We start from the raw sequence: 12,912 nt of genomic DNA, 5'->3' as shown, positions 1-12,912 counted from the left end.
CGTGGAGCCCAAGGCGGCGCGCGCCACCCACGGACCCTGCAAGCCAGTTCGAACCCTGATGGCGCGCGCTCGCTCTTTGGGCGTTCGTTAGGCAATTGCATAGGCGTTTCTCAGCCGACTAGCCGAATTAAAGGGCTTTGACCCCTTTAGCTTTGACCCCTTTAGCTCAGCCGGCTAGCCGAATTAAAGGGCTCTGACCCTGAGGTATCCCCACGAACTTGAGCGAGACATCAGTAGGTTAGCGGAACCCCGGCGTCAGGGCCTCTGCCAGCCACTTGATGCGTATCTATCTAGCTGATAGAGAAAGTGATTTCGTGGGGATAGCTCAGGCTCTGACCCCTTTAGCTGTCGGCACTCGCCAACCAAAATTTTCGGGGCTCAACACCTTCAGGGTCGGCATCACCCGTTACCTTTGCACCTCGCCTGCTTTCGTGCCTACGCATCGACGTGCCCGTTACCGGTCACGCCGCAAGGCTCGATACTGGGCTCACGATTACCCAGGCGGGACTCTCACCCGCTAGAACACGCGGCCTTGCCAGGCCGCACTGTCCCCTATTTCGTGTGCATTTTTCACTTCGTTTTTACTCGTACACTTTAACTGGAAATATACATGCTGAGTTGTTGCCCATTTGCCTGACTAGCAGAGCTGCGTTATTGCAAACATTTTCATTTGCGCCACGTAAAATCAAAACGCTATTATCACCGATAGTAATGTAGGGGACTCCCATGCTCTTTCTTTCAAAGAAGCCAATTAGAGCCGTTACTTCGCCGCATTTTGAGCTTACGATGCGGGTAATGCCTGGCTGCGCGTTTGCGTCTCTGGTAATGGCTTTTAGTTTGCGATCACAATTTCCTTGCGTCGTTCTTTCTAATTGCGTCTTTACGTTGCCGGCAGTATCCTCAAGAGTTAATGATGCAACATACGCAAGAGAATCCGCGTTTACAGCAGCCGCAACGGAACATGCTGCTACAAAGGCGAACAAGCTGGAAATTGGTTTATGTTTCATGGCTTTGATCTTTGTGGAACCTAACGTTCAGGCCAGCGGCGCGCGCTACCGATGAACCTGCAAACCAGCGCAACGCCCGTGGCGCGCGCTCGCTCTTTGGCCGAGAGTTAGGCATTCTTTATGCTTTTCTTGGTTCTGGAATTAAGTAAAGAATGCATTTAGTAAACTGTCACCGTAATTTACATTGAAGTTATAATTGATCTCAGACCGGTTATGGTTTTCGTAGAGTTATATATAAATAATAAGGGCCATCCTCACAAATAAGCCCGCCGCCGCCAGCATTATCATTATCCATGCGCTCATTCTCTCTGAAATATTGGACTAATATTTGCTCCATCTCTCGAACATTTCTTTTCGAACTTGTACTATAAAGTACAACCATTTCTTCGTATCGAGTCCCATTAGCTGTATATACGGACGCCCTTCTGCCTGGGTCGCTAGTAATACCTATTTTGAACGAAGCAACCCTACCAGCGTGGGTAAACGCAGAAACCCGCTGATGCAAATTTAATTGATTTGGCCAGCCAGCCTGGATCGCATATCTAACGTTCACGTTGCCTCGCATAGATTGTCTTTACTAAGTGGCACAGCCAATACTTAAGTCCAAGCTAAGCCGAGAAAGTCCGCATCGCGGCCTGACGTCGGCTGGAGCGCCGTTTTATGCATTCCTTTGCCTCTCTCCATCGACAGCAGTTCGCCAAAGAACTAGCATGGGCAGCAAAGAGCATAGGGTGACATCTGAACTACGGAGTAATGCGTGAAGTGAATTGTAGAGCATGTAGTAATTAGTGCCTGAAACCTCAGATACAACCTGAATCGTGCGCTGCGCGTCCTTTCTCAATTCTGATTCTGAATACCACTCAGCCGAATGCTTCCAATAGTTTGCCGCTGCGTTGATAACCTGAAAAATGGAATAGTTCTTAGAGTGCTTCGGACCAAGTTCTAATGCGGTTTTTTTATCAATGCCCGTCAGCGTCAAGGTATCGGAAAAATATTGTTGAATTGCAGTTACTCCTATGCCAACGAAGTACTCCCCGCGATCCAATAATCCGTCTGTTTCAGGATCTTTGGATGCCTTAATCTTTTCTTGAACTCGGAGTATCTCCTTATCGACCATGGCCAGCAGATCGGCGAGTAGCGCCATTTCGCCATCTGCATATTCGTCTCCGGCTTTCAGGTACACACTGACCTCACTTGAATTGCATAACGTGTTCCCCGAGCCAGCACGCACCACCCACGGACCCTACAAACCAACTCGAACCCTGATAGCGCGCTCGCTCTTTGGGTGTTCGTAAGGCAATTATTGGATTCGTAACAGAGCCTGGCCCGTTTTCCCTGGGAATTAGGTAAACTGCCCCCGGAATTCGCGGGAACTCTGTTAGGCGTTTCTATGGTGATACTCCTCTTCCAGCCGATGAAATTCTTCTTGCACTCGCTGCTCTTGAATATCTCGCATGATCTTCGAGACGCAATCGGGGCAGGCCTCGAAGTTGCTGTAGCCATAGGAGTTATGCATAACGGTCCGTCCCTCATCGTAGTCTGTGTCGAGAGACTCGAAAAACGACTCCATGGCGGACTCGAAATTCAACTGCTCGCAGTGCGCGCATTCAACTACAGCCTCCGCATGGGAGCACACATAGCAGATATCGGCGCCGTCTTCGATGACAAAGGTGTCCTCTCCGCAATTCGGACATGCCCATACGAACTTGCCATCGACTTCTTCTTCAGCAATTCGGTTCTTGGCTCTTAACACTAACTCATCAAGGAGCCTCCGAATCTGTAAAAGCTGTTGGAAGTTCTCGGACGGAATTAGATCGGCTACATCGGTGTTGAGACGACGTCGTTGGAAATCGGACACAAAGGCAAATATCTCGAAGAAATTTGCTGCGGCGTGCTGACCAGTAAAATTGAAGCCCGAATGGGTAACCTCATTCCGCACTTTAATAGCACTCCGAATCCTTGTCTTGTCTCTATCTGAGAAAGTGAACCCGCCGATCTTTGGGTTTTCAAGTCGTTGAATTGCGCGAATGGAACTCAGGCTGTTTTTCGGGTTGTCGATGTCTTCGTAGACCAGAATCGGATGAATTGCACTGAGAGCAGCTTTGAGGCTTAGTTCGAGTGACTGCACAAGATTGAGGATCGCAAACTGCCAATGCCGAATGTCGGAGGTTGCTACCAGAACCTTCGCCACAGCTTCGTTGAGGAAGGCATGGCTATTCTCAAGCAAGCTAAGGTCGATTGAATCCGTATTGGACATAAGGAGATCAGAGGCCTAACGTTTCGCCTAAAGCGGGCGCGCCTACTGCGATGCCCGAGTTCTGCTCCGCCGGTCGTAGCGCGCCTCAAATTACGGTGACAGTTTACTAAATACAGTAATTACGGGGTTGCGTTCAACGCCCATCCGCATTCAGTGCATTTAGTAAACTGTCACCGTAACTAGCATTGCATTCCTAGCTGGTGGTGCGGATGCTCAAGAGAAACTCCAAAATCATGTTTCAGTATTTTTTCTCTAGCTTCCTCAACCGGCATAGCGTCTAGGCGAGCGAGGAAATCTTGTTCTGCACGTTTATTTAGGCCGACTACCTTTTCTGCGAGAATTATGTTTCTTGATGTTGGTTTATTTTAGCCTTCTTGGAATTTATAAGAATAAACCAATTATCCATTTTATAGCTATAAGAATCAATAAAGCAGTTGTGATATACGCACAGACGGTCTCGAAAGAACGCCATGGGTGATCTTGCCAATTGATAAGAAAACCATGCCTAGGCCCAAATAATGATGTTTCTCGAGCAATTGCGTACCCACCGATCAGCATCACGATACTCAATAGCACTATTAGCAACTCTAACATTTATTTGCCTATACTATTCACTAGATTATTAACAATGACTAAGTTAGGCTCTCTGTTCTTAAGGCAAAACCTGACCCCATGCCCCTGAATTAAGAAAACTGTCCCCGAAATTCGGGACTCATATTAAGTCTTGCGGTATGCCTTTTTCTTTCAATATGTTTGAAATCTTACTTTGAATGCCGGGAATATCGCTAGGATTCACACTACGAGCTTCAGAAATAAGTAGAGCTGTCCCCAATTTTGATAGCGAATCTACCTCATTCTTGTATATTTCCGCTTCTACAGAAGCGGGTGTTCCTGGTCTTGTTCGCACCATTTGGACTAGTAATGGCGAAATATCGTTTCTAGCCTTTCCCCAATCTCCTCTTGTGATTTTCTTAGCAGTTGATGCAACCCAGTTACCTGTAGATTGAACGGGATCTAGAAAATCAAATAAGCCCATCTGTATATCCTCTTTTCAAGATAGCAAATACGACGTTTGCACATGAGATTAAGCCGGTGCGGCGGCGGAACCCACTCGTCGCGCGGCCCAGGCTGGTGCGGGCGGTTAGCGTTCTTGCAGCCGCAAATGGTACCTAAGTCCAGCATTTTTCGTTCGTGGAATGGCTGCGTCTTTGCATTACGGAGCAGTCGTAAAGCCTAACCCACATTTCTTGATACATAGTATTTCCGTTGCCGAAGTTACCGAGCCTAACGTCCGGCCTAAAAAAGCAGCGCGCGCCACTGATGACGCTGAGAATTAGCACGAGCCCCGTGGGGCGCGCTCGCTTTTGAGGCCGCTTCGGGCCCTGCCGCGGGTCCCCCAGTGGCTCGGTGCTACCCATCGGCTGGCGGTCCTGCCGAAGTCCATCGCCCCTCGGTGTGTACTTTCCGCGTCTCACCGCTGTTTTGCAAGTGGGGCTTCGTGATCTGGATCACGGTTTCCGTAAGTTCCGGAAACGGAAGTTGCCGCTCACGCCGACGAATTGAAGGTGCCTGCACAGGTGTTACCTGCTGGTGCGGCGACACCGACGGCCGGTTCCAACTTGGGTATTTCAGGGCTTAAGGCGATTTCCGTGAATAGGCATCCCGACTGGACATGCGCAGAAAGCCTGTTGGGTTGTAGGGGCGAATGAATTCGCCCCTACACGGCGGTAGATCCTTTCCCGGAAATCACCTAAGCCTTCACGGTCAGCGCCACCTGTTACCATTAGCACCGCGTCTCCTCTCGTGCCGACGCATCGACGGCCTGTTGCCAGTTCCCGCCGCAAGGCGCTGCCAGGCCAGTGGCGAGCGGTGACCTGGGTGGGACTTTCACCCACTCGACGACGCACCCTTGCCGGGACGCACCGCGGCGGACCCGATGGGAAAACAGTGATTCGTACGGTCCGCGCCGCGGATTAATGACCATGCAGCGTGTACGATGGCCGCGGCGATGATCCAAGGCCGTTTTGTCAACTCGATTACGACAACGACAACGACAACGATTGTTCACTTATGTACAGCACACGCCTCAAGGTATCGCTTGGTCGCCCATCATCGACACGCGCAGCGGTCGTGCTGGCCGTGCTGACGCTGTGCGGCTGCGCCTCGCAGATTCCCGCGACCATCCGCACTCCGCCCGCCGTCACGGTGGACCTGGCCCAGGTCCAGCGCGACCCGGCGCGCTTCACCGGGCAACCGGTGCGCTGGGGCGGGACCATCATCGCCGTCCGCAATCACCCGGACAACACCGAGATCGAGGTGCTGGCCCGGCCCCTGGACGCCGTCGGCGCACCGCGCGCCGGGAGCGAGGGCCAGGGCCGATTCATCGCACGCGTCGGGAGTTTTCTCGACCCGGCGGAGGTTGGTGTGGATCGCGAACTGACCGTGGTCGGCCCCATCACCGGGACGGAGACCCGCCCGGTGGGTGATTACCCCTATCTCTACCCCATCGTCCGGGTCGAACATCGCTACCTCTGGCCCGCGGCACCCCCGCCGAGCGCCGATGTCTACTATGGACCGGGATTCTCGCCCTTTTACGGCCCCTGGTACGATCCCTGGTTCAGATCCGGGTTCAGCCCCTGGTATCGGCCTTATGGTCCATACTTCAGGCCGCCGCGACGGGCACGGCATCGTTGACGGGGCGAGCGACCAGCGTCCTGGTGGTGATCGCGCCCGACTTTCTGTTCACAGCGTGGAGTGTCCATGAAATCGCACCCTGCTCATACTATCGGCGCTGCCGCCCTGTGCACCCTGATCGGCGCGGTGATCCTGACCGGCTGCGCGACAACCGACTGCGTCGGACCGACCGGCAACCCCCGTTTGACCCCGGCCCAGGTCGGCGCAACCCAGGGCCACACCGGCGAACGCCTGCGCTGGGGCGGAGCCCTGGGCGCAACACGCAATCTCAAAGACAGCACTGAACTCGAAATCATCGGCTACCCATTGGACCGCTGCGGCGTCCCGCGGGTCGGACAGCAACCCATCGGCCGCTTCATCGTCGTCGCCCCCGGCTTTCTGGAGCCCGCGGATTACCGACCCGACCGCCTGGTCACCGCCACCGGCATGATCACCGACATCCGCGACGGTATGGTCGGCACTGCCCCCTACCGATTTCCGGTGCTCGCCAACGCCAAGGTCACACTCTGGCCGGAGACCGTCCGCGACGGCGACGGGTCGGGGACCCCACGACCCTGGGTGTCCATCGGCATCGGCGGCGGCAGCGGCGGCTGGTACGGCGGCGGGATCGGGGGCGGCGTTGGGGTGCAGTTTTAAGATAGGACTTGACGCCCGCGAAATCTCCCTTAAATTATTAGCACTCGCGTAAGATGAGTGCTAACAGTATCGTCGCTCGCGGCAAAAATGCGGGCCGCACACCACTTTTTGAGTATAACCCTATGAATATCAGACCATTGAATGACCGTGTCGTCGTCCGCCGCCGGCCGGAGGAGCGCACCACGCCCGGCGGGATCGTGATCCCCGACACCGCCACCGAGAAGCCGATTCAGGGCGAAGTGCTCGCCGTGGGCAAAGGCAAGCGGCTGGACAATGGGGATCTGCGTCCGCTGGACCTGAAGGTCGGGGACCGCGTCCTGTTCGGTAAGTATTCGGGCACCGAGGTCAAGGTTGGGGGCGAAGAAGTCGTCGTCATGCGCGAAGACGACATCATGGGCGTCATCGAGTAGCGCGTCCGGCCGCCCGCCCCATCCATCCGATTCTACTCGGGCCGATTCCACTCAGGCCCATTCCAACTTCAGGAGATCGTTCAATGAGCGCAAAGGAAATTCATTTCAGTGACGAAGCCCGTGCCAAGATTCTGCACGGCGTCAACATCCTGGCCAACGCGGTCAAGGTCACGCTTGGCCCCAAGGGCCGCAACGTGGTGCTGGAGAAGTCCTTCGGTGCCCCGACCGTGACCAAGGACGGCGTGTCCGTAGCCAAGGAGATCGAACTGAAGGACAAGTTCGAGAACATGGGCGCACAGATGGTCAAGCAGGTCGCCTCCAAGACCAGCGATGTCGCCGGTGACGGCACCACCACCGCGACCGTGCTGGCGCAGGCCATGGTACGCGAGGGTCTCAAGGCGGTCGCCGCCGGCATGAACCCCATGGATCTCAAGCGCGGCATCGATCAGGCGGTCGAAGCGGCCGTGGCCGAACTCAAGGTCATCTCTCGCCCCTGCTCCGACAACAAGGAAATCGCCCAGGTCGGCACCATCTCCGCCAACTCCGACGCCTCCATCGGCGAGATCATTGCGCAGGCGATGGAGAAGGTCGGCAAGGAAGGCGTCATCACCGTCGAGGAAGGCAAGTCACTGCACAACGAACTTGATGTCGTCGAAGGCATGCAGTTCGACCGCGGCTACCTCTCGCCCTATTTCATCAACAAGCAGGAGACCCAGAAGGCCGAACTCGAAGAGCCCTTCATCCTGCTGCACGACAAGAAAATCTCTAACATCCGCGATCTGCTCCCCGTACTGGAAGCCGTCGCCAAGTCCGGCAAGCCGCTGCTGATCGTGGCCGAAGATGTCGAAGGCGAGGCCCTGGCGACCCTGGTAGTCAACAGCCTGCGCGGCATCATCAAGGTCTGCGCGGTCAAGGCTCCTGGTTTCGGTGACCGGCGCAAGGCCATGCTGCAGGACATCGCCATCCTCACCGGCGCCACCGTCATCGCCGAAGAAGTCGGCCTGTCGCTGGAGAAGGCGACGCTCGCCGAACTAGGCACCGCGAAGAAAGTCCAGGTTAGCAAGGAAGAGACCACCATCATCGACGGCGCCGGCTCCGAGGCCGACATCAAGGGCCGCTGCGAGCAGATCCGCGCCCAGGTCGAGGAGACCACGTCCGACTACGACAAAGAGAAGCTCCAGGAGCGCCTGGCCAAGCTGGCCGGCGGCGTGGCACTGATCAAGGTCGGCGCCTCCACCGAGATGGAAATGAAGGAGAAGAAGGCACGCGTCGAGGACGCGCTGCACGCCACTCGCGCCGCAGTCGAGGAAGGCGTGGTCCCCGGCGGCGGCGTCGCACTGGTGCGTGCGCTGGGCAAACTCAGCAACCTCAAAGGCACCAACAAGGACCAGGACGTCGGCATCACCATCGCCCGCCGGGCCATGGAAGAGCCGTTGCGCCAGATCGTCGCCAACGCCGGTGAAGAGCCCTCGGTGGTGCTCAACAAAGTCGCCGGCGGCACCGGCAACTTCGGCTACAACGCCGCCAACGGCGAATACGGCGACATGGTCGCCATGGGCATCCTGGACCCCACCAAGGTCACCCGCTATGCCCTGCAGAACGCCGCCTCCATCGCCGGCCTGATGATCACCACCGAGGCGATGATCGCCGAACTGCCCAAGGATGAGAAGCCGGCCATGGGCGGCGGCGGCGGGATGGGTGGCATGGGCGGGATGGGGGATATGGACTACTGATCGAACCGGCTTCTCCCGCGAGCCAAAAAAGCCCCGCTTCGGCGGGGCTTTTTCTTTGGCGATCACGGTCATTCGCCGACTCACCGACATCGACACTCAGCGCTCGAAACCAAGACCATCACTGATTGAAAATACCACGTTGAGAACTCGCCAGAGGCAACAGCAATTCCAAATTTGAGAGTCCGCTGCGGCCCATGGTGGATGCGGCGCGCACAACCGACGTGCTGAATCCCGAATATTGCCCGGCGCGCCTTATCCACCCTACAAAATTGCAGGTTTTGTAGGGTGGATAAGCGCAGCGCATCCACCATCAGCCCCGCCGACGGCTTCACGCTGAATGCTGCCGCCCAAATTTGGAATTGCTGGCGGCAATGCCGACTTTGCCCCGGAACAACTGCCGGTGATACCATCGACGACCGTAACGCTGCCGTTCAACCGCCAGCCTCACCTCGGCCAATCCATGGACCTCGCCGCCCAAATCTACGAATCGGTCAAACCCTTAAATCCCGCGGCTGCGCGGGAAGTGCTAAATTTCGTTGAGTTTCTGCGACAGCGCCAGGCCCGACAGGAGGACCGCGACCTGATGATCGCACAGCACAGCGCCATGGCGGACTGGGATAACCCGGACGACGATGCCTGGAATGATGCCCCAGCCGTCTGACATCGTCCTGTTGAAGCGGATACACAAGGCAATCTGTTCGCATCTCGGGTGTATCGGATAAATATGCACGCGAAATATGCGACCCCACTCAATCTGGACCCGACGATGGACCCCGCACACTTCGACCTCAACGACATTGAGCATGAGCCGACTGACGAGCAACTGGCCGCACTGATGGAATGCGTTGCCGAAGAGGCGCGCCGCCGGGGCGAGCGGGTGCGCAGCGAACTGTTGACGAGCCTGAAAGCAGGGCTCGCGACTGCCATGGCTGACCCGCAGACACATGAACGCACCTGAAAGGCCGCGACTGATCGTGGTCGCCGGCCCAAATGGGGCGGGCAAGACATCTATTACTGAGCAGCTGCTCCGCCATGAGTGGATGGGCGGCTGCGCGTATGTGAATCCGGATTACATTGCGCGGGACGAGTTCGGCGACTGGAATGCCCCAGCGGCCGTGCTCCAGGCTGCGCGCCGTGCCGCGGAGATACGTGAAACCTGTCTGACCCAGGGACGTAGCCTTGCGTTCGAGACCGTGCTGTCCATGCCTGACAAGCTGGATTTCATCCGCCGCGCGCGGGGCGCAGGGTTTTTCGTCCGGGTATTTTTCGTCGGCACCGATGACCCCTCGATCAACGCCAAGCGCGTCGCCTTGCGGGTCATGCAAGGCGGCCATGATGTGCCGATCGCCAAGATCATTGACCGCTACAAGCGTTCGCTGATCAACTGCGGGGTTGCTGTGCGTCTGGCAAATCGCGCCTACGTCTATGACAACTCAGTCGAAGATTGCCTTGCACGGCTCCTTTTCCGCACCACCGACGGCCAATTGGTGAAGACCTATGGACCAATCAACGCCTGGGCGCAGGCTATCTTGGACGAACTTTGATCCGGATCGTCCGGAATATGTGATTAGAGGGCGCTGTCGGCGGCTACTTCAGTCGTGGTCAGGTTAGGCGCGCTGTTCGTACAGCGTAGGTTGCGGTCGTGGGCCTCGATCAAGATTCCGGCTACTTGGGCTCGCCGGGTGCGTAGTCAGGCCATCCTGGCCTGACCCCGTCAGGGCTGGAAGCCCTGACGACGCACGCCGCTGGCCGGGATTACGATCAAGGCCCGGTTGTGGGCGCGTGCTCATGTCGATTCCCCCGATTAGAATTTCTCTTGGAACAGGGTATCAAGAAGCTATGGCCCATATTTGACGGAAATCGCCTCAGACACGACACCGCGACCGTTCTGTCTGGCCTAGAGACCCAGGTCGATGATCAGATCAGAGTTGCGTTTCCCCGTGATCCCTCCGGTTGGCGGCATGATGCGGATATCTCCACTGGCACTGCGCTCGATCCGATACTCCCGATTGGCCTGACAGATGGCGAAAAACAGCGCGTCATCCAATCTGACAGCGGGCGGGACGCGTAGATCAACCCGCGGGAAATCGTGGGTAAAGCCCATGGTGATGCCCTCGCGGCAGCGTGGCGCCTGAGCAGCGCAATTCGATGAGTCCAGCACGGACGCGCGGTCTGCCAAGACGGCCGGTAACACTTCATCCTGACGCGAATAGCGCCTGACGCGCGGGCCGAATCGATCGAAGCCCCCCGCTCAGCGCAACTCCGGAAAGGCAGCGCGGGCAATCGCAATCGGGATCGCCATTCCGAACCCCTGGTAGTTGGCATCGCCGCCCTGGGTGAGCTTGGCGAAGTTGACGGCGATGACTTCCCCCGCTTCATTGACCAGTGGGCCGCCGCTGTTGCCGGGCAGCAACTGGACATCGGTCAGGATCTGCTCGGTTCCCAGTCGCGTCACGCGGCCGGAGGTCACGCTGTCGGAGACCCCCAGGGGATTGCCGATGGCATAGACGGCATCCCCCTGCCCCGGGAATTGCTGAACGGCGACCGGCAGTGCCGGCGTTCGATAGCCATCGAGCTTGAGGAGCGCCAGATCGTGGGGCTCGCTGACGCCGATCAGGCGGGCCGTGAGTTGCTCTCCGTCTTTCAGTACGATGGTGAAGGTGCTTTGTACCATCGCACTGCTGTTCTTTACGCTGTTGTCCAGCTTGGCCTTGTTCAGCATGCGCTGCCCTTCTTCCACCTCGGCCGCCAGGTCGACGGTCGCCGATTTGAAGTACTCGGCTTCACGCGCAAGCGCGCGCGACTGAGCGCTGCCGCCTTGACCCTGCCGCTTGAGTTCGGCAAGCTGGGCCGCGGCACCGTCCGCACGCTTACGGCGCGCCGCGAGTTCCGTTTCCATCGTCCGCAGGCGCCGCTCCATCTCATTGAACAACCGCTGCTCGTCATCGCCCGGCTCCATTGTCGGGCGCACCACATGCCGATTCGTCAGGATGTAGCCGTTCTCCCTGATGAAAAACCCGGCGCCCTCACCGGACTGCGCCTTGATCGCAACGGTCGCCAGCGTCGCCTGCTGCACCGGGGTACCGCCGCCAAAGCGGGCGGCCAGCCGTTCCGCCAAGTCGCGGGTCGCAGCGGGTTGATCGGCCGCCGCGGGCGACGGCTGGGGCACTCGCGCCCCCGGCGGGGGACGATCGGTGAAATGCCAACTGCCGTCGGCGTCCTGATACTTGAACACCTCGCCCGAGGCGGGAGTGCAGACCAGCGCAACCAACAGCGGCGCCAGGGAGATGGCTCGACCGATGCGACTCATGTGACGTGAATTCCAAGCCTAACGATGAATGGTGACAGCCACGCGGCAGAACGGGCCTCAATCAAGATTCCGGCCACTTGGGCTCGCCGGGTGCGTAGTCAGGCCATCCTGGCCTGACACCGTCAGGGCTGGAAGCCCTGACTACGCACGCCGCCGGCCGGGATTACGATCAAGGCCGCAGAACGCAATCGAGCCGCTCAGAACCCCTCCGCCCAGACCCCGGACAGATCCAGCCGGAAACCCGGCAGGACCGTCTCATCGGTTAGGGTACCAGGGTCATCCAGGCACTCCTCCGCCCCTTGCTCGGGAAAACGATAGACCTGCCGAGCTGTCGGCAGGATCAGCCAGCCGAGCCGCACGCCATTCGCCCGGTATTCGCGCATTTTGGCAATGAGTTCGGTCCGGTGATCGCTCACCGATGCCAATTCAATAACGAAGTCCGGAGCCAGGGGCAGAAACTGCTTTTTTTCCTTGTCACTCAGCCGCGCTAATCGCTCGCGCAGTACCCAGGAGCAATCAGGTGAAAGTACGGCACCGTTCGGCAGCACAAAACCGGTCGACGAATCGAACACGACACCGCGACCGTTCTGTCTGGCCCAGAGACCCAGATCAATGATCAGATCCGAGTTGCGTTTCCCCGTGATCCCTCCCGTTGGCGGCATGATGCGGATATCTCCTCTGGCACTGCGCTCGATCCGGTACTCCCGATTGGCCTGACAGATGGCAAAGAACAGCGCGTCATCCAATCTGACAGCGGGCGGAACGCGCAGGTCCACCCGCGGCAAATCCGGGGTAAAGCCCATAGTGATGCCCTCGCGGCAGCGTGGCGCCTGAACGGCGCGGTTCACAGGGAGTCTAGCACGGA

General features: G+C 57.6%; 14 protein-coding genes. 7 read left to right on the top strand and 7 right to left on the bottom strand.

From position 1 onward, the window contains the following. Window positions 1-581 precede the first annotated feature (581 nt). From A39O_RS41155 to A39O_RS41145, 4 genes are all read right to left on the bottom strand, one after another. Window positions 582-1,007 (bottom strand): hypothetical protein, encoded by a 426-nt coding sequence (locus tag A39O_RS41155; protein WP_157640345.1) that lies wholly within the window; start codon window positions 1,005-1,007, stop codon window positions 582-584. 658 nt (window positions 1,008-1,665) lie between these two features. Further along, entirely contained in the window at window positions 1,666-2,190 is a 525-nt protein-coding gene (locus A39O_RS41150; protein ID WP_157640344.1) for a hypothetical protein, read from the bottom strand. Between the two features lie 195 nt (window positions 2,191-2,385). Continuing rightward, complete coding sequence (locus A39O_RS0122620) at window positions 2,386-3,264, bottom strand: hypothetical protein (RefSeq protein WP_020506950.1); 879 nt, start codon at window positions 3,262-3,264, stop codon at window positions 2,386-2,388. A 712-nt stretch (window positions 3,265-3,976) separates the two neighbouring features. Then, window positions 3,977-4,300, bottom strand: a complete 324-nt coding sequence (locus A39O_RS41145) for a hypothetical protein (protein ID WP_157640343.1) — start codon at window positions 4,298-4,300, stop codon at window positions 3,977-3,979. 1,034 nt (window positions 4,301-5,334) lie between these two features. Between A39O_RS41145 and A39O_RS34685 the strand changes: the two genes are divergently transcribed. The 7 genes from A39O_RS34685 to A39O_RS0122585 all read left to right on the top strand — a co-directional run bounded on the left by A39O_RS34685 (window position 5,335) and on the right by A39O_RS0122585 (window position 10,281). Beyond that, on the top strand, window positions 5,335-5,958 hold the full coding sequence (locus tag A39O_RS34685) for a Slp family lipoprotein (RefSeq protein ID WP_083924838.1): 624 nt from the start codon (window positions 5,335-5,337) through the stop codon (window positions 5,956-5,958). A 66-nt stretch (window positions 5,959-6,024) separates the two neighbouring features. After that, window positions 6,025-6,594, top strand: a complete 570-nt coding sequence (locus tag A39O_RS34680; RefSeq protein ID WP_020506948.1) for a Slp family lipoprotein — start codon at window positions 6,025-6,027, stop codon at window positions 6,592-6,594. A gap of 122 nt (window positions 6,595-6,716) precedes the next feature. After that, window positions 6,717-7,004: a co-chaperone GroES gene (locus A39O_RS0122605; RefSeq protein ID WP_026199659.1), complete on the top strand. Its 288-nt coding sequence runs from the start codon at window positions 6,717-6,719 to the stop codon at window positions 7,002-7,004. A gap of 83 nt (window positions 7,005-7,087) precedes the next feature. After that, window positions 7,088-8,737, top strand: a complete 1,650-nt coding sequence (groL, locus tag A39O_RS0122600; RefSeq protein ID WP_020506946.1) for a chaperonin GroEL — start codon at window positions 7,088-7,090, stop codon at window positions 8,735-8,737. 337 nt (window positions 8,738-9,074) lie between these two features. Further along, window positions 9,075-9,398: a hypothetical protein gene (locus A39O_RS42875; protein WP_020506945.1), complete on the top strand. Its 324-nt coding sequence runs from the start codon at window positions 9,075-9,077 to the stop codon at window positions 9,396-9,398. A gap of 105 nt (window positions 9,399-9,503) precedes the next feature. After that, window positions 9,504-9,695 (top strand): hypothetical protein, encoded by a 192-nt coding sequence (locus A39O_RS0122590; RefSeq protein ID WP_169338479.1) that lies wholly within the window; start codon window positions 9,504-9,506, stop codon window positions 9,693-9,695. Beyond that, a complete protein-coding gene (locus tag A39O_RS0122585) occupies window positions 9,682-10,281 on the top strand; it encodes a zeta toxin family protein (protein WP_026199657.1) in 600 nt (199 codons plus the stop codon). The genes A39O_RS0122590 and A39O_RS0122585 overlap by 14 nt, the downstream gene beginning before the upstream one ends. 353 nt (window positions 10,282-10,634) lie before the next feature. On the opposite strand, the gene A39O_RS34675 is transcribed toward A39O_RS0122585, so the two are convergent. The 3 genes from A39O_RS34675 to A39O_RS0122570 all read right to left on the bottom strand — a co-directional run bounded on the left by A39O_RS34675 (window position 10,635) and on the right by A39O_RS0122570 (window position 12,850). Then, on the bottom strand, window positions 10,635-10,841 hold the full coding sequence (locus A39O_RS34675) for a PDDEXK family nuclease (RefSeq protein ID WP_040528500.1): 207 nt from the start codon (window positions 10,839-10,841) through the stop codon (window positions 10,635-10,637). A 147-nt stretch (window positions 10,842-10,988) separates the two neighbouring features. Then, a complete protein-coding gene (locus tag A39O_RS37000) occupies window positions 10,989-12,047 on the bottom strand; it encodes a trypsin-like peptidase domain-containing protein (RefSeq protein ID WP_020506941.1) in 1,059 nt (352 codons plus the stop codon). A 197-nt stretch (window positions 12,048-12,244) separates the two neighbouring features. Then, window positions 12,245-12,850: a Uma2 family endonuclease gene (locus tag A39O_RS0122570; RefSeq protein WP_020506940.1), complete on the bottom strand. Its 606-nt coding sequence runs from the start codon at window positions 12,848-12,850 to the stop codon at window positions 12,245-12,247. Window positions 12,851-12,912: the final 62 nt, after the last annotated feature.

Origin of the sequence: Lamprocystis purpurea DSM 4197 (genome assembly GCF_000379525.1) — a bacterium.
Lineage (GTDB): Bacteria > Pseudomonadota > Gammaproteobacteria > Chromatiales > Chromatiaceae > Thiodictyon > Thiodictyon purpureum.
This window is presented reverse-complemented; position numbering and strand designations above follow the sequence as displayed.